Here is a 21,270-nt window from a genome sequence, read left to right as displayed (position 1 = left end):
ACTAGCGCCCGCCCAGCACGCGCAGCAGCGTGATGCGGTTGGCCTGCTCCGTCTGGCGTAGCGTCACCAGGGCCTGCTGGGCCGTGGCGAGCTGGCGCTGGGCGTCCAGCAGGTCCAGCTGGCTGCTGCCGCCCAGGCGGTAGCTGGCCTCAGCCAGCCGCAGCGCCTGCTCGGCGGCGGCCACCTGGGCCTGTTGGGCTTGCAGCCGTTCGGCCAGGCTGTCGCGCACGGTCAGCGCATCGGCCACTTCGCGGAAGGCCGATTGCAGCGCCGCCTCGTAGCTGGCCAGGGCCTGGCGGCGGCTGGCCTCGCTGGCCTCCACCTGCGCGGCCCGCGCGCCGCCGTCGAACAGCGGCAGGTCCAGCTGCGGCAGCAGGCTCCAGAAGCCGGTGCCGCTCTTGAACAGGCCGTCCAGCTCGGGCGAGCGCGTGCCGGCGCTGGCCGTCAGTGTCAGCCGCGGGAAGCGCGCGGCGCGCGCGGCGCCCACGTCAAAGGCGGCGGCCTGCAGCGCCTGCTCGGCGGCGCGCAGGTCGGGGCGCTGCAGCAGCACCTCGGCCGGCAGGCCGGGTGGCAAGGCGGGCAGGGCGGTCACGGGGGCGAGGTCCTGCGTTGCCGGCAGCAGGCTGTCGGGCAGCGGCTGGCCGGCCAGCAGTTCCAGTTGCAGCCGCGCCTGGGTGACGGCGGCCTGGGCCCGGGTGGCCTCGCCGCGGGCGGCCTCGAAGGCGGTCTGTGCGCGTGCGAGCTCCAGCCCCGAGGCGGCGCCGAGCTGGTGGCGCTGCGTGGTCAGCGCCAGCGTGCGCTGCTGGCTGTCGCGCAGCTGCCGCGCCAGCGTCAGGCGCTGCTGTTCGGCGGCCAGCGTGAGCCAGGCGTTGCTGGCCTCGGCCACGAGGCTGAGGCGGGCGCTGCGCTGCGTTTCCTGCTGCGCCAGGTAGCGGGCGAGGGCGGCGCCCTCCAGGCTGCCCAGGCGGTTGAACAGGTCGATCTCGTAGCTCGCCAGGCCCAGGTTGACGGCGTAGCTGCTGGTGGCGCTGCCGCCGGCCGCCTGCTGGCGCGTGGCCGAGGCGCTGGCGTTGAGGTCGGGGATGCGGTCGGCCTGCGTGATGCGGTATTGCGCCCGCACCCGCTCCACGGCGGCGGCACTGGCGCGCAGCGAGCGGTTCTGGGCCAGCGCGATGCCCACCACCTGGCGCAGCCGCGCGTCGGTGAAGAAAGCGTCCCAGTCATGGGCGGCCTCGGCGGCGGCCGTGGCCACGGCGGGTGAGGGCGCGGCGGTGGCGCGGAAGTCCTCGCGCAGCGGCGGCGTGGGCTTGTCGGTGGCCGGCACAAGGCTGGCGCAGCCGCTCAGCAGCAGGGCGGCGAGCGCGGTCAGGGTCAGGTGTTGCGGTGTCATGCCTGGCCCTCGGCCTGGGTGGCGGCGGCTGGCAGCCGCGCGAAGCGCTGCCGCACCCACAGGTAGAACAGCGGCACAAAGAAGATGCCCAGCACCGTGGCGCTGGCCATGCCGCCCAGCACACCGATGCCGATGGCGCGCTGCGAGCCGGAGCCGGCGCCGCTGCTGTAGGCCAGCGGCAGCACGCCCATCATGAAGGCCAGCGAGGTCATCAGGATGGGGCGCAGGCGCTGGCGGCTGGCCTTGAGCGTCGCGTCGATCAGGCTCATGCCCTGCTGCATCAGCGTCTGCGCGAACTCGACGATGAGGATGGCGTTCTTGGCGCTCAGCCCCACCGTCGTCAGCAGGCCGACCTGGAAGAACACGTCGTTGTTCTGCCCGCCCAGGTGGCTGGCGGCCAGCGCGCCAAAGATGCCTAGCGGCACCACCAGCATCACGCTGAAGGGCACCGACCAGCTCTCGTACAGCGCGGCCAGGCACAGGAAGATGAACAGCACCGACACCGCGTACAGCAGCGGCGCCTGGTCGCCCGACAGGCGCTCCTGGTAGGAGCGGCCGGACCACTCGTAGCCGATGCCCGGTGGCAGTTCGCGCAGCACCTCTTCCATGGCCTTCATGGCGGCGCCCGAGCTCACGCCCGGCGGCACGTCGGCCTGCATCTCGTAGGCCGAGCTGCCGTTGTAGCGCACCAGCTGGCGCGGGCCGTTGGTCCACTTGGTGGTGGCGAAGGCGGCGAAGGACACCATCTGCCCGGCGGTGTTGCGCACGTACCAGTGCTTGATGGCGTCGGGGTCGGCGCGGAAGGCTGCGTCGCCCTGCACCAGCACGCGTTTGACGCGGCCGCGGTCGATGAAGTCGTTCACGTAGGCCCCGCCCAGCGCGATGGACATGGTGTCGTTGATGACGCTGGGCTGCACGCCCAGCACGCCGGCCTTGTGGTCGTCGATGCTGATCTGCAGCTGCGGCGTCTCGGTCAGGCTGTTGGTGCGGGTGCGGCTGAGCTCGGGGTGCTGGTTGGCCAGCTCGATGAGCTGCTCGCGCGCCTCGATGAGCTTGTCCTGCCCCAGGCCGCCCAGGTCTTGCAGGAAGAGCTGGATGCCAGCGCTGCCGCCCAGGCCGCGCACGGTGGGCGGCATGACGATGAAGATGTTGGCATCGCGCACGCGCCGGCCCAACTCGCGCGTGAAGCGCTCGGCCAGCGCCGCGGCACCCTGCTCGGCACGCGGGCGGTCCTTCCAGTCCTTGAGGCGGATGAAGCCCTGGCCCGAACCCTGGTCACCACCGGCGCCGCGCACGACGTTGTAGAACAGCACGTCGTCCTGCTCGGCCAGATAGGCCTCCAGCTGCTGCATCACGGCTTCCAGGCGCTCGTTGGTGGCGCCGGGCGCCATGCGCACCTGGATCTGCAGGCCGCCCTGGTCTTCATCAGGCAGGAAGGAGGTGGGCAGGCTCTTGTACATCCAGGCCATGCCGCCGATGACGGCCAGGTACACCACGAAGCTGCGCACGCCGCGGCGCGTCAGCCAGGAGACGCCGCGCACATAGCGTTCGGTGAACGCATCGAAGCGGCGGTTGAAGCCGCCGAAGAACCAGTCCAGCGGCTTGCCCAGCGGGCCACCGTGCGCGGCATGCTCGCCCTTGGCCACGGGCTTGAGCACGGTGGCGCACAGCGCGGGCGATAGCGTCATGGCCACCAGCACCGACAGCACCATGGCGCTCACCACGGTGATGGAGAACTGGCGGTAGATGATGCCGGTGGACCCGCCGAAGAAGGCCATGGGGATGAACACCGCCGACAGCACGACCGCGATGCCCACCAGCGCGCCGGTGATCTCCTTCATGCTCTGGCGCGTGGCCTCCTTGGGCGACAGGCCTTCCTCGCGCATCAGGCGCTCGACGTTCTCGACCACGACGATGGCGTCGTCCACCAGCAGGCCGATGGCCAGCACCAGGCCGAACATGGTCAGCGAGTTGATCGAGAAGCCGGCCACCGCCAGCACGCCGAAGGTGCCCAGCAGCACCACGGGCACGGCGATCGCGGGGATCAGCGTGGCGCGCAGGTTCTGCATGAACAGATACATGATCACCACGACGAGGATGATGGCCTCGATCAGCGTCTGCACCACGCCTTCGATGGACACGCGGATGAAGGGCGTGGTGTCGTAGGTGACCGTGGCCTTGTAGCCGGGCGGGAAGAAGGGCTCCAGCTCCTTGAGCTTGGCCTTCACCGCGTCGCCCGTGGCCAGCGCGTTGGCGCCGCTGGCCGGGAAGATGGCCAGGCCGGCGGCCGGCCTGCCGCTGGAGCGCACGTTGGTGGTGTAGCTGTCGCGGCCGAGCTCCACGCGGGCCACGTCGCCCAGGCGCAGCGCCGAGCCGTCGGCCTGCACGCGCAGCACGATGGCCTTGAACTCCTCGGCCGTGGTGAGCTTGGAGCGGGCCGTGATGATGGCGGTGAGCCGCTGGCCCTCGGGCGCCGGCAGCGCGCCCACCTGGCCGGCGGAGACCTCGGTGTTCTGCTGCTGCAGCGCGGTGCGGATGTCACCGGGCACGAGGTTGTAGCGCTGCAGTTTGAGCGGGTCCAGCCAGATGCGCATCGCGTAGCCGGAGCCGAACACGTTGACGTCGCCCACGCCCTCCACGCGGCTGATCACGTCCACCAGCGTGGCGTTAAGGTAGTCGCCCAGGTCGCCCGAGCTGGTGCTCGGGTCGTCGCTGGTGAGCATGGCGATCATGAGGAAGTCGGTGCCCGACTTCGTGACGCGCACGCCCTGCGCCTGCACCGCCTGTGGCAGCCGGCTGATGATGGACTGCACCTTGTTCTGCACCTGCACCTGGGCGGTGTCGGGGTTGGTGCCGGCCACAAACGTCAGCGTGGTGCTGGCGCTGCCGGTGGCGCTGCTGGTGGACTCGATGGACAGCAGCCCGTCGATGCCCTTGAGGCTTTGCTCGACGATCTGCGTCACCGAGTCCTCGATGGCCTTGGCCGAGGCGCCGGGATAGCTGGTGTTGATGGACACGCGCGTGGGCGCGATGTCGGGGTAGCGCTCCAGCGCCAGCTTGTGGATGGCGCCGGCGCCGGCCAGCATGATGACGATGGCGATGACCCACGCGAAGATGGGCCGGTCGATGAAGAACGAGGCCATGGTTCAGCTGCCCTTGGCCTGGGATGCCGGGGCCGAGGCGGCGCCGGCGGGCTTGTCGCCCTTCTTCTTGGGCGCGGAGCCGGCCGGCACCGGCGTGACCGGCTGGTTGGGCCGGGCGCGCTGCAGGCCTTCGACGATGAGCTTGTCGCCCACCTTCAGGCCTTCTGTCACCAGCCAGCGGTTGCCCACGGCGCGTTCCAGCTTCAGCCGGCGGCGCTCCACCTTGTTGCCTTCGCCGACCACCAGCGCCGTGGCGTCACCGGTGGGCGAGCGGCTCACGCCTTGCTGGGGCACGAGGATGGCGTCGCGGTCCACGCCGGCCATCAGCTTGGCCGTGACCACCATGCCCGGCAGCAGCTGGCCCTTGGGGTTGGGCACGCTGGCACGCAGCGTGACGGCGCCGGTGTTGCGGTCCACGCTGACGCCGCTGACCGTGAGCTGGCCCGGCAGCGGGTAGGTGCTGCCGTCCTCCAGCACCAGGCGGATCTGGCTGCTGCCGCTCTTGCCTTCCAGCTGGCGGCGCAGGGCCAGCAGTTCGCTGCTGCTCTGCACGATGTCCACCTGCATGGGGTCGAGCTGCTGCACGGTGGTCAGCGCGGTGGTCTGATTGGCGGTGACCAGCGCGCCGGGCGTGACGGCCGAGATGTCGGCCCGGCCGTTGATGGGGGCGGTGATGCGCGCGCGGCTGAGCTGCACCTTGGCCGCGTCCAGCGCGGCCCGCGCCACGGCCACGTCGGCCTCGGCCTGCTTGAGCGTGGCGGCGCTGTCGTCAGCGCTCTGGCGGCTGATGGCGTCGGCCTTCAGCAGTTCGGCGTCGCGGGCTGCGCGGCTGCGCGCCACGGCCAGTTGGGCCTCGGCCTTCTGCAGCGCGGCAGCGGTGCGGGCGCGCTCGGCCTCGAAGCTGGCGTCGTCCAGCTGGTACAGCGGCTGGCCGACGCGCACCGTGGCGCCTTCGGTGAACAGGCGCTTGGTCACGACCCCGGTGACCTGTGGCCGGATCTCGGCCACCTGGCTGGCGCTAAGCCGGCCAGGCAGGGACAGCTCCAGCGGCGCGTCGGCCGTGCCGACGCTGACCACGCCCACCTCGGGCGCGCCGCCCTTGGGCTTGGCGGCGGCATCGGTGTCGGACTTCTGGCAGCCCGCGAGCAGCAGCAGCGAGGCTGCAACGGCGCCCAGGGCGAAGGAGGGGAAGGGCAGGTTCTTGCGCATGGGGCGGATGCTGCCCGCAGAATGTGGAGAGAGCTTGAAGGGCCTGCGCCGGGCTGCGCCATGCATTGCCCGCGTCGCAGCTCTCGCGCACCATGCCGTTCGTCATGTTCCATCTGCCCCGCCTCAGTCTCGCCGCCAAACTGTTCGCTGCCGTGTTCGCCACCGCCATGGCGGTGGCCCTGGCCATGGGCGTCTCGGCCCAGATCAACCTGAACCGCGACTTCCTCGGCTACCTCAACGAGCAGGCCGTCAGCCGGCTGGAGCTCGCGCGGGTGTCGGTGACGGCGGGCTATGTCGAGAACGGCAACAGCTGGGATTTCCTGCGCGAGCAGCCCTCGCAGTGGGGCTGGCTGCTCAAGCCGCGCGTGCCCGAGGCCGAGGCGCCAGCCGTCAAGACCAGCCCCGCCGACCTGACCGGCGCCACGCGCCGCTTCACGCTGTTCGACGCCGACCGCCAGCGCATCGCCGGCTTCCCGCTGCCGTCCAGCAATGCCATCGAGCGCGCCATCGTCGTGGATGGCCTGACCGTCGGCTGGCTGGTGCTGACGCCGTTCGAGTCGGTCAGCTCCGGCGCCGAGAAGCGCTTCGCCGACGCGCAGGCGCGGGTGGCCTGGGGCGTGGGCGGCGGCGCGGTGCTGCTGGCGGCGGCCGTGGCCTTCTGGGCCTCGCGGCGGCTGCTGCGGCCGGTGCGCCGCGTGGCCGCCGCCACGCACCGCCTGGCGGCGGGGGACTACACCACCCGCGTGGCCGAGGGCCGCGGCAAGGACGAGATCGGCCAGCTCGGCCGCGACTTCAACCAGCTGGCCCACACGCTGCAGCGCAACGAGGCCATGCGGCGCGAGTTCATGGCCGATGTGTCGCACGAGCTGCGCACGCCGCTGGGCGTGCTGCACGGCGAACTGGAGGCGCTGGAGGACGGCGTGCGCCGGCTGGACGGCGCCGCGCTGCGCGCGCTCAAGGGCGAGGTGTCCACGCTGCACAAGCTGGTGGACGACCTGTACGAGCTGTCGCTGGCCGACGTCGGCGCGCTCGCCTACCGCAAGGCCGACCTGGATCTGCGCGAGCTCATCGCCGGCACGGCCGGTGCCTTCGGCGAGCGCATCCAGGGCAGCGGCCTGACCCTGCAGCTGGCGCTGCCCGAGGCGCCGTTGCCGGCCTTCGGCGACGAGCGCCGGCTGCGCCAGCTGTTCAACAACCTGCTGGAGAACAGCTGCCGCTACACCGACGCCGGCGGCGCGCTGCGCATCAGCGCGCGGCGCGAGGGCCGGCATGCCGTGATCGACGTGCAGGACAGCGCGCCCGGCGTGCTGCCCGAGCAGCTGCCGCGGCTGTTCGAGCGCTTCTTCCGCACCGAGGCCTCGCGCAACCGCCGCAGCGGCGGGGCGGGGCTGGGGCTGTCGATCTGCCAGCGCATCGTCGAGGCGCACGAGGGGCGCATCGAAGCGCGCACCTCACCGCTGGGCGGGCTGTGGCTGCGTGTGGAGTTGCCCAGCCATGGGTGAGCCAACGCTGCCGCTGGACACCGGCCCGGCGCGCGTGCTGGTGGTGGAGGACGAACCGCGCCTGGCCACGCTGCTCGCCGACTACCTGCGCGCCGCCGGCCATGAGCCCGAGTGCGTGGCCGACGGCCGCGAGGTGTTGCCGGCCTGGACGGCGCGCCGGCACGACCTCATCCTGCTGGACCTGATGCTGCCGGGGCTGGACGGGCTCAGCGTGTGCCGCGAGATCCGGGCGCGCAGCAGCGTGCCCATCGTGATGCTGACCGCACGCGCCGACGAGGCCGACCGGCTGCTGGGCCTGGAGCTGGGCGCCGACGACTACATCGCCAAGAACCCCTTCAGCCCGCGTGAGGTGATGGCGCGCGTGAAGGCCGTGCTGCGGCGCAGCCGTGCCGCCGCCGCGCCGGCCGTGGCTGCGCCCGAGGCGGTGTCGCCGCTGCAGGTGGACGACGCCGGCTGGCGCGCCAGCTGGCAGGGCCAGGCGCTGGACCTCACGCCCATCGAGTTCCGCCTGCTGCGCACGCTGGCCGCGCAGCCGGGGCGCGTCTACGCACGCGCGCAGCTGCTGGAGCTGTTGCATGACGACGGCCGCGCCGTCACCGAGCGGGCCGTGGACAGCCATGTGAAGAACCTGCGCCGAAAACTGGAGCAGGCCGGCGCCGGGGCCGACCGCATCCGCGCCATCTACGGCGTGGGCTACCGCTTCGACGCCTGAGGACGGCGGCGCGTCAGATCTCGCGCAGCAGCGCGGTCAGGTCGGTGACCATCAGCAGCCGCGTCGTGCCCTCGTGCTGCAGTTGGTAGATGCCGGCAACGAAGTCCGCGTGGCCACGCGGTCCGAAGCGGGGGCAGGGCTGCAGCCGTTCGGGTTCGATGGTGACGACGTCCGACACCGCGTCCACCACCAGGCCCACCGTGCGTTCGCCCAGCGTCACCACCACCGTCACCGTGTGGACGTCGTTGACGGCGGGCAAGCCCTGGCGCCAGCGCAGGTCGATGATGGGCATGACGACGCCGCGCAGGTTCTTGATGCCCAGCAGATGGTCCGGCGCGTTGGCGATGCGCGTGGGGGGCTCGAGGCGCCGGATTTCCTGCACGGCCAGGATATCGAGGGCGTACTCCACATCGCCCAGGCGGGTGGTGAGCATCTCGCGGGGCATGGCCGCGCGGACGGCGCTGAGTTCGGTGGTGGTGAGGGCGGTCACGTGCAGGCCGGGTGATTTGTGCTGATTGATATATTTGATATCCATTCCGCGTGCGGCGCGCAGCCGCCGGGGTGGCGCGCGTGACGTCCTGCGCGCTCAGCTCCGCGCGATCGCCTCGGCCGCGCGCGGTGGCGGCGGAGTTTTTTCGGGATGTTGGCGAAGTTTTGGCGATCGCGGGGCCACCGCGTCGGCACCGCCTGGCGACCGTGTCAATGCAGTGCGCCGCCGCGTGGCTGTGGGTTTTCGGGAACTTTCCCGGTTTTGCCGGCGCTTTCTTGGCCTGCGGCTTGCAGGTGGCAATCGCTATAAATGATAATTTCACCAACGCGACCACTGCAGCGAGGGGCGGCAATGAAAAAGATCCTGATCGTCGATGACCATGCGGACATCCGCCGTCTGATCCGCATGACGCTGGAGTTCGAGGACTACGCCATCGAGGAAGCCGGGGACGGTGAGAGCGCGCTGCGCATGGCGCAGACCCTGAAGCCGGACCTCGTGCTGCTGGACGTCATGATGCCCGGCACGGTGAACGGCCTGGAGGTCTGCCGGCGCTTGCGGGCCGACGTCACGGCCACCGCGCCGCGCGTGATCATGCTGAGTGCGCGCGGGCAGGCGAGTGACCGCGAGGCCGGGCTGCAGGCGGGGGCGGACACCTACCTCGTCAAGCCCTTCAGCCCGCTGCAACTCATCAACTGCATTGCCCAACTCTGGGCTCCGGCGTGACGGCCGACGAGCAGCCGCTCGCAGGCCTCGCTGCCGAGCCGGCGCACAGCTTCGACGCCGCGGCGGCGGCGCAGATGGAGCGCATCGTCATGGACCTGCGCCAGATGTACCACGAGCGCAACGAGGCGCTGCGCGAGGTCACACGCGCGCACCAGGAGGTGCTGCTGAAGCTGGCCCGCGCGGCCGATTTCCGTGATGACGACACCGGCGTGCACATGGTGCGCATCGGCTATCTGGCCGAGGCGCTGGCGTTGGCGCTGGGCCAGCCGGCCGCGTGGGCGCGCATGCTGCGCTGCGCTGCGCCCATGCATGACGTGGGCAAGATCGGCATTCCCGACGCCATCCTGAAGAAGCCCGGCGGCTACACGCCCGAGGAGCGCCAGGTGATGAACCAGCACCCGCAGATGGGCGCCGACATCCTGGGCCGCTCGCGCGTGCCGCTGTTCCAGCTCGCCGCCGAGGTGGCGCTGACGCATCATGAGCGCTGGGATGGCTCGGGCTATCCCGGCGGCTTGTGCGGCGACGCGATTCCGCTGTCGGGCCGCATCGTGGCGGTGGTGGACTATTTCGACGCGCTGACCATGGACCGTTGCTACCGCAAGGCCTTTGCCGACGATGTGGCGCTGCGCATGCTGACCGAGCAGTGCGGCGTGGCGTTTGACCCCTGGGTGGTCGACACTTTCGTGGCCCACGCGGCGGGCCTTGTTGAATTGCGTGAACGCATCAATCGGCAGACGCCCAGCTTCGAGCAGCTGGCGGCCGTGGACTGAACTTGGAAGGGGATCACTCATGGCAATGAACGTGTTCGGCCGGCTGGTGGCCGCGACCCTTGCGGTCTGGCTTGGCGTGGCCGCCGCTGGCGCTGAGGCGCAGACGCTGGAGCGCGTGCGCGCGCGCGGCAAGCTGCAGGTCTGCATCTGGCCGGACTACTACGGCATCACCTTCCGCAGCCCGCGCACGCAGCAGCTGGCCGGTATCGACATCGACCTCTCTGCCGAGTTGGCGCGCGAGCTCGGCGTCGGCGTGGAGTACGTGGATTCGTCCTTCCCGCAGCTCGTGGCTGACGTGAACGGCGGCCGCTGCGACGTCGCGATGTTCGCCGTGGGCATCCTGCCCAGCCGCAAGGAGGTGCTGGACTTCACGCAGCCCTACCTGCAGAGCGACATCTACGGCGTCACGACGCGCGCCAGCCTTAGCGTGCGGCAGTGGAGCGACATCGACCAGCCTGGCGTTGTCGTCGCCGTGCAGGCCGGCACCTTCATGGAGCCCGTCATGCGCGATGCGCTGAAGCAGGCCCGCATGGTGGTGGTGCGCCCGCCCGCCACGCGCGAGCAGGAGCTGGAGGCCGGCCGCGTGGACGTGTTCATGACCGACTACCCCTACAGCCGGCGCCTGCTGGACAACGCCGACTGGGCCCGCCTGGTGGCCCCGCCCAAGCCCTTCCACGTGCTGCCCTATGGCTATGCCGTCAAGCGCGGTGATGCGCGCTGGCTGGCGCGGCTCGATGAGTTCGTGGCGGGCATCAAGCGCGATGGTCGCCTGATGGCCGCCGCGCGCCGCCACGGGCTGGGCGACATCGTCGTGTCCCGCTGAGGCATGTGGAGACGCCGCGGACAAGCGAGCACGGGCGCTGCCGAGCGGCCGACTTTGGGCCGTGCACAGTTCCTGGCCAAGGCCCTGGCGACGCTGGTCGCCGTGTGTGTGCTGGCCGCGTTGGCCGGCCTGGCGGAGTACGAGCGCCGCGAGACGCTGGAGAACGCGCAGGCCCGCGCCGAGCTCATCAGCCGCACGCTGGAGGAGCATGTCACCCGCACCATCGGCTCGGCCTCGCTGGTGATGCAGACGCTGGGCGAGGCGGTGGCCCGCCAGCCCTCGGCCGACCCGGCCCGTCTGCAGTCGCTGCTGAGCCAGACGCTGCTGGCCAGCCTGCCTTATCTGCGCGGCGCCGCGGTGCTGGACGAGCGGGGTGTTGTGCTCGCCAGCTCGGTGGCCGACGAGCACGGGCTGCGCATTGATCTGGCCCGTCTGGGCAACGCACCGGGTGAGCAGCGCGACGTGCTGCTGCCCCTGCGCCACGGGCGCAGCCTGGCTGACCTGGCTGTCGGCGTGGTGGCGCGCCCGGCCCCGGGCGTGGACATGCTGCCGCTGCTGCGCACACTGCGCGGCCCGGGTGGCCAGAAGCTGCTGCTGGTGGCGCTGATCAACCCGGGCGTGCTGGCCAACTTCCAGCATGTGGCGTTGTCGGGGGAGGACGGCGTGGCGGCCCTGGCCGGCTTCGACGGCCAGTTGATCGTGGCCAGTGACCGGCTGCCGGTCGCGCCCGGACGCCGCATTGAGGGCCACCCCATCTTCGACAGCTGGCTGCCCGCGCGCGAGCATGGCCAGTACATCGGTGCCGGCCTGCGCGAGGGGCCGCAGGTGGTTGCCTTCCGCGCGTCGCGCACCCGGCCGCTGGTGGTCACGGTGGAGCTGCCGGTCGGGGCTGCGCTGCACACCTGGTACGAGCGTGTGTGGTGGTTGGCCGCAGCCGGCGGCGTGGTGCTGTTGGCGATTGCCAGCGGCGCGATGACGCTGCTGCGCGCGATGAACGCCCGCGAGCGCGCCCGCAGCGCGCTGGACGGCGCCCACGAGCAGGTGGCGCTGCGCGAGCGCGAGCTGAGCGTGCTGCTCAAGAGCGTGCAGGAGGTCATCTTCCGCACCGATGCGCGGGGTGCCATCACCTTCGTCAACGCGCGCTGGGCCGCCATCAGCGACCAGCCGCTGGAGCAGGCCCGCGGGCGCTGCCTGAGCGATCTCGTCGTTGCCGCCGACCGGGCGCGCACGGCCGCGCTGTTCAGCGTGGGCGACCTGTCCGGCGTGCGTGAAGCCCAGGTCTGCATCCCCGCAGCCGATGCACGGCCGCGTCACTTCGTGCTGGCCGTGGTGCCCTTGTTCAAGGGCGGGCAGATCGTGGGTTTCGCCGGCAGTGCGGTCAACGTCAGTGAGCGGGTGGCGGCCGAGCAGCAGCTGCAGCACCAGCTGGCGTTCACCGAGCTGTTGCTGCAGATGAGCCCGCTGCCGGTGTCCATGTTCGACGTGCAGGGCCGCTACGTGATGGTGAACCATGCCTGGGAGGAGTTCGTCGGCCGCACGCGTGCGCAGGTGGTGGGCACATCGGTCGGGCACTTTCTGTCACCTGAGGCCGCCGCGCTGCACGCCGATCAAGATGCCGAGCTGATGGCGCGTGGCGGCCGCCTGCGCTACGAGACGCGTGTGCAGCACCGCGATGGTTCGCTGCGCGACATGGTGGTCACCAAGGTGCTGGTGCCCGGCGAGGACGGCAGGCCCGCGGGCATCCTGTGCACGCTGATGGACGTCAGCGAGTTCCGCGATGCCGAGCGCGCCACGCGTGAGGCGCGTGACGCCGCCGAGGAGGCCTCGCGCGCCAAGTCCGAGTTCGTCGCCAACATCAGCCACGAGTTGCGCACGCCGCTGCAGGCCATCCTCGGCTTCTCGGAGCTGGGCTACACGCGTGGGCTGGACAACCCGCGCCTGGCCGGCATGTTCAACGACATCCACAACTCCGGCCAGCGCATGCTGGCGTTGGTGAACGACCTGCTGGATGTCTCCAAGATCGAGAGCGCCGTCGGCACTTTCGATCTGGAGCGCTGCGACCTGCGCACACTCGTGAACGCGGTGCTGCGCGAGCTGGCGCCGCTGGTCGGCAAGCGCCGCCTGCGGCTGTCGGTCGTGTTGCCCGAGCAGCCGCTGCGCGTCAAGGTCGACCCGCTGCGCATGCAGCAGGCCATCCGCAACGTCGTGGCCAATGCCATCAAGTTCTCGCCCGAGGGTGGGCAGCTGGACGTGCAGGCGGCCGAAACGAGCGACGGCGAGGTCTGGCTCACCGTGGCCGATCGCGGCCCCGGCATCCCCCCGGCCGAGATCGAGACCATCTTCGATGCCTTCGTGCAGTCAAGCAAAACCAAGGACGGCTCTGGCGGCACGGGCCTCGGGCTGGCCATCTGCCGCAAGATCATCGACGTGCATGGCGGCCGCATCAGCGCCGAGAACCGGCCTGGCGGCGGGGCGGTGTTCCGCATCCAGCTGCCGCAGCGGCCGTCGGGCGACTCGCAGCTGGATTCCAGCTTCTGAGCCGACGGCGCCCAGTAGGCGGGCGCGGCGGCGGGTGATGGCCGGCGGCGCGCCGTTAGGCGACACAATGTCGCCGAGTTCCATCACGCGACCGACGCGCCTCACCCTTGACCCTCCAGCACATCGCCGTTGTCGACGACGAAGCCGCCATCACCGAGCTGCTGGCGCATTACCTGTCGAGCCATGGTTTCCGTGTCACGCCGCTGCCCTCGGGCCGCGCGCTGATGGACACGCTGGCCACCGACCCGCCCGAGCTTGTGCTGCTCGACCTGGGCCTGCCCGGGGAGGACGGCCTGGCCATCGCCCGCCAACTGCGCGAGCACTGGCGCTGCGGGTTGGTCATCATCACGGGGCGGGGCGATGCGGTTGACAAGGTGGTCGGCCTGGAAGTGGGCGCCGACGACTACGTGACCAAGCCCTTCGACCTGCGCGAGCTGCTGGCCCGCATCCGCGCCGTGCTGCGCCGGCTGGCGCCGCCCCAGCTGCCAGAGCCCGTGGCGGAGCGGCCGGTGGCGCCCGCGCCGCCGGCCCCGGCCGTGCCCGAGGCCGCGCGCGAGTGCCTGTGCTTTGAGGGCTGGCGCCTGGATCTGTCGGCGCGTCGGCTGACCGATGCGCAGGGCCAGGAGGTCGTGCTGACGGCCGGCGAGTTCGACCTGCTGCAGACCTTTGCCCAGCATCCGGGGCGCGTGCTGTCGCGCGACTTCCTGCTGTCGCAGACGCGCGGCCGCGAGGCTGGGCCCTTTGATCGCACCATCGACGTGCAGGTCGGCCGCCTGCGCAAGAAGCTGGAGCCGCAGGCGCCCACGGCGCAGATCATCAAGTCGGTGCGCAGCGCCGGCTACCTGTTCACGCCGGCGGTGTCGGCCACGGCGCGCGATCTGCGGGCGTCGTCATGAGCGCGCCCACGCCTGCGCCCCTGCCTGCGGGCCTGGACGGCGGCACCGTCTTCCGTTCGCTGTTCTCGGCCTACCCGGACGGCCTGCTGCTGGTGGATGCGGCGGGCTGCATCGTGATGGCCAATCCGATGGCGGCGAGTCTGCTGGGCTATGCGGTGGACGAACTCGTCGGCAGCAGCGTGGACGCACTGGTGCCTGACGGCATCCGCCAGCGCCATGCCGCTTACCGCGAGGCCTATGCCAAGGCGCCGCGCACGCGCCCCATGGGCACGCAGATGGAACTGGTGGCGCGCCGCCGCGATGGCTCGGAGGCGATGGTGGAGATCGCGCTGAGCCCGCTGCAGGACCATGGCCTGCCCTACGTGGTGGCGGCCATCCGCGACATCGCCGAGTACCCGCGTGTGAAGCAGGCGCTGCAGCGGGCGCGCTACAGCGAGCATGTGGCGCAGCTGGGCCGGCTGGCGGTGGACGCGCGTGACCCGCAGCAGTTGCTGGAGCGCGTGCCGTCCATCGCGGCCGAGGCGCTGGAGGTGGACACCGCGCTGGTGCTGCTGCTGGAGCACAGTGGGCTGGCGCTGCGTGTGGCCGCTGGCGTCGGGCTGCTGGCCGCCGAGGCGCTGGGCGCCACGCTGGTGCCGCGCAGCGACACGCCGCTGGGCCTGGTGATGGCGCAGGGGCAGCCGGTCATCGTGGAGGACTGCCGCACCGACCCGCGCTTCGCCGCGTCGCCCGAGTGCCTGGCAGCGGGCCTGGCCAGCAGCATGGCCGTGCCGCTGCTGGACCGGGGCCGCGTCATCGGGGCGCTGTTGGTGCGCTCGCGCCAGCCGCGGCGCTTTGGCGATGAGGAGCAGCGTTTCCTGGAGTCGCTGGCCAGTCTGCTGGGCACCAGCCTGCAGCGGGCCCAGACCGAGGAGGCCCTCAACCACGCGCAGCGCCTGGAAAGCGTGGGCCAGCTGACCGGCGGCATCGCGCACGATTTCAACAACCTGCTGACCGTCATCCAGGGCAATCTGCAGGTGCTGGAGGAGCTGCCGGCGCTGGCGCAGGACGGCGTGGGCCAGCAGCTCGTGAACGCGGCCATGCGTGCCTCGCGGCGTGGCGCGGAGCTGACCGGCAAGCTGCTGGCCTTCTCGCGCCGGCAGGTGCTGCAGCCCAGCGTCGTCGATGTGCCGGCCCTGCTGAACCCGCTGGCCGAGTTGTTGCGGCGCACGCTGGATCAGCGCATCCGCATCTCCGTGGAGGTCGAGCCCGGCTGCCCGCCGGTGCTGGCCGACCCCGGCCAGCTGGAGGCGGCGCTGCTGAACATCGCCATCAATGCGCGGGACGCCATGCTGGACGGCGGCCACCTCGGCTTCCGCGCGGCGGCGGCCGACCTGCCCGTGCTGGGCGCGCGTCTGCGCGAGGAGCTGGGCGAGGGGCGCTTCATCTGCATTTCGGTGGCCGACACCGGCACCGGCATGCCCGAGAGCGTCAAGGAGCGGGCCTTCGAGCCCTTCTTCACGACCAAGCAGGTCGGTCGCGGCACGGGGCTGGGCCTGAGCGCGGTGTATGGCTTCGTCAAGCAGTCGCGCGGCGCGGTGGCGCTGGACAGCGCGCCGGGGCAGGGCACCACCATCCGCCTGTACCTGCCGGTGCCTGGGGGGGCGCAGGTGGCCGCGCCGGACGAGGAGGTGCAGAGCCATGGCGTGCCCGTCGGCCTGCGCGTGCTGCTGGTGGAAGACGACGCCGAGGTGCGCGAGGTGGCGCAGCATTTCCTGACGCACCTGGGCTGCAGCTTCCGCATCTGCGCGAATGCCGAGGAGGCGCTGCCGCTGTTGACGCCCGAGGCCGATGTCGAGCTGCTCATCAGTGACATTGCGCTGGGGCCCGGCATGCGCGGCACCGAGCTGGCGCGCGTCGCGCAGCAGCGCCTGCCGGGGCTGGCGGTGCTGCTGATGTCGGGCTTCTCGGCCGAGTTGCTCGACGCCGACCGCGAGTCGCCCGCTGACTGGGAGCTGCTGCCCAAGCCCTACAGCCGCAGCCAGCTGGCGCGGGCGATCGCCAGCACGCTGGCGCGGCGGGGCATCTAGGCCCGGCGGGCTGCGCGGCGCAGTTCCACGGCGTCGGGCTGCGCGGCGCGCGACTGGCCAGCCTGCAGCCGGAACACGCGCAGCGCGGCGCCCACTTCTTCCGACTGCGTCAGCACCTGCTGAGCCGCACCGGCCAGCTGCTGCACCAGGCCGGCGTTCTGCTGCGTGAAGCCGTCCATCTGCTGGATGACCTCCTGCATCTGCGAGATGCCCAGCAGCTGCTCCTGGGCGCCGCGGTCGATGTCGCCGATCAGCGTCGTGAAGGCCTCGACGGACTGCAGCGTGGTGTCGATGCTGCTGCGGGCATCGGCCGACTGCTGCTCCGCCGCCTGCACCTGCGAGGTGGAAGCGTCGATGAGCTGCTTGATCTCGCGCGCGGCGACCGAGCTGCGCTGGGCCAGTGCGCGCACCTCGCCGGCCACGACGGCAAAGCCCCGGCCGTGCTCGCCAGCGCGTGCGGATTCGACCGCCGCATTCAGCGCCAGGATGTTGGTCTGGAAGGCGATGCTCTCGATGACCTGCACGATGTCGCCGATCTTCTGCGACGAGCGCGTGATGCCGCCCATGGTCTCGGTCACGGCATGCACCACCGTCGCGCTGCGCTTGGACACATCGCTGAGCTGGCCGGCCACGCCGCTGGCGATGTGGGTGGTGTCGGTGCTCTGGCGCACGGTGGCGGTGATCTGCTCCATGCTGGCGGCGGCCTCTTCCAGGCTGGCGGCCTGGGACTCGGTGCGCTGTGCCAGGTCCTGGTTGCCCTGGGCGATCTCGCGGCTGACCTGGTTCATGTGTTCCAGCTCGGCGGCGGTGTCGGACACCAGCGCCCGCATGTTGACCGCCAGTTGCGCCAGCGCGCGCTCCAGGCGTCTGCCGTGCGGCGCGCCGGACGGTTGCAGGTCCTGGCTGAGGTCGCCGGCCGCAAGACGGTTGGCGTAGTCCTCGATCTGGCTCATGCCCTGTCGCAAGCGCCACTGCGTCAGCCAGGCGGCGCCGGCTGCTGCGCCCAGCACGCCGGCCACGGCCGCCCACCAGGGCAGGCTGGCCAGCAGCACGCCCGCGCCGCCGATGACGGCATAGCCGGGCAAGTGGCTCAGCCACGGCCGGGCACGAAAGAGCTGCGCGGCCTGTGCGGCCCAGCCGCTGCGGCGCAGGCGGCCGCCTTCCAGCGTGTGGATCAGCCGCCCGGCTTGCTTCTCGGCCCGCATGGTGGCGTACAGCGCCTCGGCGGCCTGCACGTCGGCGCGCTCCGGCCGCGAGCGCACCGACAGGTAGGCCACCGGCCGGCCGCCTTCCAGCAGCGGCGTGACGTTGGCCTTGACCCAGTAGTGGTCGCCGTCCTTGCGGCGGTTCTTGACCAGGCCCGACCACGGCTGGCCGGCCGCGATGGTGGCCCACATGTCGCGGAAGGCCTCCTCCGGCATGTCCGGGTGGCGGATGAGGTTGTGCGGCTGGCCCAGCAGTTCGTCGCGCGTGAAGCCGCTGGCCTCCACGAAGGCGGCATTGCAATGCAGGATGCGGCCCTTGAGGTCGGTGGTGGAGACCAGATTGCGGCCCGTGGGCAGCAGGTATTCGCTCTGGGTCACGGGCAGGTTGCTGCGCATGTTTTCTCCTTGTGGCGCGGACGGCGGGTCGGGTCAGGTCAGGTCAAGGTGAGCGGGGGCGGCGTCAGGGGCGCCCGGGTCTGTTCCAACAGGTGCTGCTCCAGGGTGGCGGCGGGCGCCGGGCGGCCGAAGTGGTAGCCCTGCAACTCGTCGCAGCCCTGCTGCAACAGGTAGTCTCGTTGCAGTTCGGTCTCCACGCCCTCCGCGACGACCCGCAGATGCAGGCGATGGGCCAGCGCAATGATGGCGTCCACGAGTGCAGCGCCGTCGGGCTCCTCGCCGATGCGGCGGGTGAAGGACTGGTCGATCTTCACCGCGTCCAGCGGAAAGTGCTGCAGGTAGGCCAGGCTGGAGAAGCCGGTGCCGAAGTCGTCCAGCGACAGCTTCACGCCCAGGGCCTTGATGCGCATGAGCATCAGCGTGGCGCCCTGCGGGTCGGTGATCAGCATGCCTTCGGTGATCTCGATCTCCAGCCACTGCGGGTCGACGCCGTGGCGCTGCAGCGCGCCAGCCACCACCTGGTCCAGGTCGCCGGCCGCGAACTGCCGTGCGGCCACGTTGACGGCCACGCGCACGACGGGCAGGCCGGCGTCGAGCCAGGCGCGGATCTGGCGGCAGGCTTCGTTGATGACCCAGGCGCCGATGTGCTGGATGAGGCAGCTCTGTTCGGCAATCGGGATGAAGTGCCCGGGGGGCACCAGGCCGTTGCCGTTGCGGTTCCAGCGCAGCAGCGCCTCCGCGCCGACGATGCGGCCACTGGCCCCGTCGACCTTGGGCTGATAGTGCAGCAGCAGTTCGCCGCGCTCCAGTGCCCGGCTCAGCGCGGCCTCCACATCCAGCTTGGCGACGGCCTGGGCGTTCATGTTGCTGGTGTAGAAGCAGAAGCGGTTGCGGCCTTCCTCCTTGGCGCGGTAGAGCGCCGTGTCAGCGTCGCGCAGCAGCTCCACCAGGCCCAGGCTGCCGTCCACCGGGTGCAGGCTGATGCCGATGCTGGCGGTCACGAAAACCGGCTGGCCGCAGCTCAGCGGCACCGCCTCGGTGAGGGTGTCGAGCAGTTCGCGCGCGAGGCGGGCCACGGCCTCGGGTGAGCCGCAGTCCTCCAGCACCACCATGAATTCATCACCGCCGAGTCGGCCCAGCAGGTCGTCGGTGCGCATGCAGGCCAGCAGCCGCCCTGCCACGCGCACCAGCAATTCGTCGCCAGCCGGGTGGCCCAGGCTGTCGTTGACGGTCTTGAAGCCGTCCAGGTCGATGATGAGCACCGCCGTCGTTGCGCATTGGCGCCGCGCGCGCAGCAGCATCTGCTCCAGCCGTGCCTGCAGCAGCGCGCGGTTGGGCAGCTCGGTCAACGGGTCGTAGTGGGCCAGCCGCTCCAACTGGGCCTCGGTGCTCTTGCTGTGCGAGATGTCGGTGAACACGCCCACGTAATGCGTCACGGTGCCGTCGGCATCGCGCACCGCATTCAGCGTCAGCAGTTCGGGGTAGACCTCGCCGTTCTTGCGGCGGTTCCAGATCTCGCCCTGCCAGTGGTCGTGCAGCGTCAGCGCGCCCCACATCTGCCGGTAGAAGTCGGGCGCGTGCTTGCCGGATTGCAGCAGGCGCGGCGTCTGGCCGGCCACTTCGGCGGCGCTGTAGCCGGTGATGGCGCTGAAGGCCGCGTTGACGGTCTGGATGCGGCAGGCGGCGTCAGTGATCATGACCCCGTCGCGGATGTGCTCAAACGCCATCGCCCACTGCTGCCAGTGGGAGAGGTCGTTGCGGCGGACGCCTGCGTCCGCGCCGTGCATCGCTGGCGCGTAGGGCGAGCCGTGGCGCCGCAAGCCGGGGGGCTGCAGTGATTCCGTCATGCGAGCCTGCCGGTGCCGTGTCGTGGGCGTGTGCGGGCTTACTGCAGCGTGTGGCCGGCAGCGGTCTGGCCGCGCTGGGCATACGACCTCAACAGGCCCATGTCCGGGATGCTGATGTCGCGCCGGCCCTTCTGCTCAAAGCTGATGAGCCGCTCGCGCACCAGCTTGGACAGCGCCCGGCTCACCGTCTCCAGCGTCAGGCCCAGGTAGTTGCCGATCTCGGCGCGCGTCATGCACAGCGTGATCTGGTCGGTACGCAGGCCGCGGCTGGCCAGGCTGTCAGCCCAGTAGCTGATGAAGTCGGCCACGCGGGCGTCGGCCGGCAAGGTGCAGACCGACAGCATGGTTTCGCGCTCGCGCACGATCTCGGCGCTCATCGCCTCGTGCAGCAGCATCATCAGCTCGGGCTGGCGGGCGCAGGCGGCGAGCAGCGTGTCGTAGCGGACGGCCCAGACCTCGCCGGTGTCCATGGCCACCGCATCGCAGACGTAGTGGCCCTTGGCGATGCCGGCAAAGCCCATCCAGTCGCCGCGGAACTTCAGCCCCGCCACCTGTTCCCGGCCGTCGGACGAGAGGCTCAGCAGCTTGAAGATGCCCGAGTTCAGGATGTAGAGGTGGCTGAAGCGCTGGCCGGTCTGGTAGACCGTGTCGCCGGCACGCACAAGGCGGCGCTGCACGTCTACCGTGCTGCTCAGCAGCCGCAGCGCTTCGGCGATGCGCTGACCGCTTGGGCCCGTCTGCGCGCGCCCGCAGGCCAGTGCCGTCAGGGCGTTGCCATGCATTGCCGGGGAAGAAGCGTAGACGTCGCTGCTGTGCATCACCATCTCCTGAAGGAATGCCGTCAGCTTAGGAAGGCGCTGCAAATGCCGTGGCAATGCCGGGCGTCGGTTGGTGACGCTGCGTCAACGAATTGCAAACAGACGGTAAACGGGTCGTGCGGCGTTGCAACTGGTCACGGCGGCGTCTCGCGCCCTTGATCAACGTCAAGCCTGATGACGCGTGCGTCACTAGGCTGCACGCATTACAACGACGAGACGCAAGGCTGCACGATGTTTCCCGCTCCCAGGCAGGCCCGCCCGGCGGCTGCCGACCCACCCGGCCAGGCTGCTGCGCAGTCGCTGCTGCAGCGTGCGCGCGAGCTGCAGCGCCTGCCGGCCCGGTACGAGCAGGTGCTGCAGGGGCGGCGGCTGGGGCTGATGAGCGCCACGCCCGACGGGGAGGATGCCCGGCTGTTTGAGCGCGCCGCGCGCGGCCTGGGGGCCTATGTGGCGCTGATCGCGCCGCCCGAAGCGCGCGTGGGGCCGCAGCAGCTGGACGACATCGGCCGCCTGCTGGGCCGCTTGTACGAGGCGGTGGAGTGTCAGGGCCTGGGCGCGGCGGTGGTGGAGCAACTGGCGGCAGCCGGCAATGTCCCGGTGTTCGATGGCCTGGCGGATGCCTCGCACTGGCTGGCCGACCTGGCCAGCGACTGGGCCGACCCCGCGCCGCTGCCGCAGCGGCGCTGCTGGCTGGTGCAGGCCATGCTGCTGGCTGCGCTGGTGTAGCGCGGCCCGCAGG

The 21,270-nt window shown here is 71.1% G+C and carries 16 protein-coding genes; 9 read left to right on the top strand and 7 right to left on the bottom strand.

Features of this window, described 5'->3' with window-relative positions; translation table 11 throughout:
* Position 1 precedes the first annotated feature (1 nt).
* The 3 genes from NYO99_RS15585 to NYO99_RS15575 are packed head-to-tail and all read right to left on the bottom strand — an operon-like array spanning position 2 to position 5,742.
* Positions 2–1,390, bottom strand: coding sequence for an efflux transporter outer membrane subunit (locus NYO99_RS15585; RefSeq protein ID WP_268168166.1), 1,389 nt, complete (start codon positions 1,388–1,390; stop codon positions 2–4).
* On the bottom strand, positions 1,387–4,533 hold the full coding sequence (locus NYO99_RS15580; RefSeq protein ID WP_268168165.1) for an efflux RND transporter permease subunit: 3,147 nt from the start codon (positions 4,531–4,533) through the stop codon (positions 1,387–1,389). The genes NYO99_RS15585 and NYO99_RS15580 overlap by 4 nt, the downstream gene beginning before the upstream one ends.
* Positions 4,534–4,536: 3 nt before the next feature.
* Positions 4,537–5,742 (bottom strand): efflux RND transporter periplasmic adaptor subunit, encoded by a 1,206-nt coding sequence (locus NYO99_RS15575; protein ID WP_268168164.1) that lies wholly within the window; start codon positions 5,740–5,742, stop codon positions 4,537–4,539.
* Positions 5,743–5,846: 104 nt separating this feature from the next.
* On the opposite strand from NYO99_RS15575, the gene NYO99_RS15570 reads away from it, so the two are divergent.
* Together NYO99_RS15570 and NYO99_RS15565 are read left to right on the top strand one after the other, a co-directional pair.
* Positions 5,847–7,244 carry an ATP-binding protein gene (locus tag NYO99_RS15570; protein WP_268168163.1) on the top strand — a complete coding sequence of 466 codons (1,398 nt, stop codon included), beginning with the start codon at positions 5,847–5,849 and terminating at the stop codon, positions 7,242–7,244.
* Positions 7,237–7,956: a response regulator gene (locus tag NYO99_RS15565; protein WP_268168162.1), complete on the top strand. Its 720-nt coding sequence runs from the start codon at positions 7,237–7,239 to the stop codon at positions 7,954–7,956. Before NYO99_RS15570 ends, NYO99_RS15565 begins: the two co-directional genes overlap by 8 nt.
* 13 nt (positions 7,957–7,969) lie before the next feature.
* Here NYO99_RS15565 and NYO99_RS15560 read toward each other — a convergent pair whose 3' ends face one another.
* Positions 7,970–8,446 carry a chemotaxis protein CheW gene (locus NYO99_RS15560; RefSeq protein WP_268168160.1) on the bottom strand — a complete coding sequence of 159 codons (477 nt, stop codon included), beginning with the start codon at positions 8,444–8,446 and terminating at the stop codon, positions 7,970–7,972.
* A gap of 351 nt (positions 8,447–8,797) precedes the next feature.
* On the opposite strand from NYO99_RS15560, the gene NYO99_RS15555 reads away from it, so the two are divergent.
* The 6 genes from NYO99_RS15555 to NYO99_RS15530 all read left to right on the top strand — a co-directional run bounded on the left by NYO99_RS15555 (position 8,798) and on the right by NYO99_RS15530 (position 16,265).
* Positions 8,798–9,169: a response regulator transcription factor gene (locus NYO99_RS15555; RefSeq protein WP_268168159.1), complete on the top strand. Its 372-nt coding sequence runs from the start codon at positions 8,798–8,800 to the stop codon at positions 9,167–9,169.
* A 74-nt stretch (positions 9,170–9,243) separates the two neighbouring features.
* Positions 9,244–9,939, top strand: coding sequence for an HD-GYP domain-containing protein (locus NYO99_RS15550; RefSeq protein WP_268168616.1), 696 nt, complete (start codon positions 9,244–9,246; stop codon positions 9,937–9,939).
* 19 nt (positions 9,940–9,958) lie between these two features.
* A complete protein-coding gene (locus NYO99_RS15545) occupies positions 9,959–10,762 on the top strand; it encodes an ABC transporter substrate-binding protein (protein ID WP_268168157.1) in 804 nt (267 codons plus the stop codon).
* Between the two features lie 54 nt (positions 10,763–10,816).
* Positions 10,817–13,300: an ATP-binding protein gene (locus NYO99_RS15540; RefSeq protein ID WP_268168156.1), complete on the top strand. Its 2,484-nt coding sequence runs from the start codon at positions 10,817–10,819 to the stop codon at positions 13,298–13,300.
* A 107-nt stretch (positions 13,301–13,407) separates the two neighbouring features.
* The gene (locus NYO99_RS15535; protein WP_268168155.1) at positions 13,408–14,196 is read left to right on the top strand and encodes a response regulator; all 789 of its coding nucleotides are present in this window, start codon (positions 13,408–13,410) and stop codon (positions 14,194–14,196) included.
* Entirely contained in the window at positions 14,193–16,265 is a 2,073-nt protein-coding gene (locus NYO99_RS15530; protein ID WP_268168154.1) for a PAS domain S-box protein, read from the top strand. The genes NYO99_RS15535 and NYO99_RS15530 overlap by 4 nt, the downstream gene beginning before the upstream one ends.
* On the opposite strand, the gene NYO99_RS15525 is transcribed toward NYO99_RS15530, so the two are convergent.
* Genes NYO99_RS15525 through NYO99_RS15515 form a run of 3 tightly spaced genes read right to left on the bottom strand, consistent with a single transcriptional unit; the run spans position 16,262 to position 20,531 of the window.
* Positions 16,262–17,866, bottom strand: a complete 1,605-nt coding sequence (locus NYO99_RS15525; RefSeq protein ID WP_268168153.1) for a methyl-accepting chemotaxis protein — start codon at positions 17,864–17,866, stop codon at positions 16,262–16,264. The genes NYO99_RS15530 and NYO99_RS15525 overlap by 4 nt on opposite strands.
* A 38-nt stretch (positions 17,867–17,904) precedes the next feature.
* Positions 17,905–19,713, bottom strand: a complete 1,809-nt coding sequence (locus NYO99_RS15520; RefSeq protein ID WP_268168152.1) for a putative bifunctional diguanylate cyclase/phosphodiesterase — start codon at positions 19,711–19,713, stop codon at positions 17,905–17,907.
* Between the two features lie 38 nt (positions 19,714–19,751).
* Positions 19,752–20,531, bottom strand: coding sequence for a Crp/Fnr family transcriptional regulator (locus NYO99_RS15515; protein WP_268168151.1), 780 nt, complete (start codon positions 20,529–20,531; stop codon positions 19,752–19,754).
* Between the two features lie 231 nt (positions 20,532–20,762).
* Between NYO99_RS15515 and NYO99_RS15510 the strand changes: the two genes are divergently transcribed.
* Positions 20,763–21,257 (top strand): Rossmann-fold NAD(P)-binding domain-containing protein, encoded by a 495-nt coding sequence (locus NYO99_RS15510; protein WP_268168150.1) that lies wholly within the window; start codon positions 20,763–20,765, stop codon positions 21,255–21,257.
* Positions 21,258–21,270: the final 13 nt, after the last annotated feature.

The sequence above is a fragment of the Roseateles hydrophilus genome (assembly GCF_026712245.1).
GTDB lineage: Bacteria > Pseudomonadota > Gammaproteobacteria > Burkholderiales > Burkholderiaceae_C > Pelomonas > Pelomonas hydrophilus.
The sequence above is the reverse complement of the archived record's forward strand: the minus strand, read 5'-3'. Positions and strand labels throughout refer to the sequence as shown.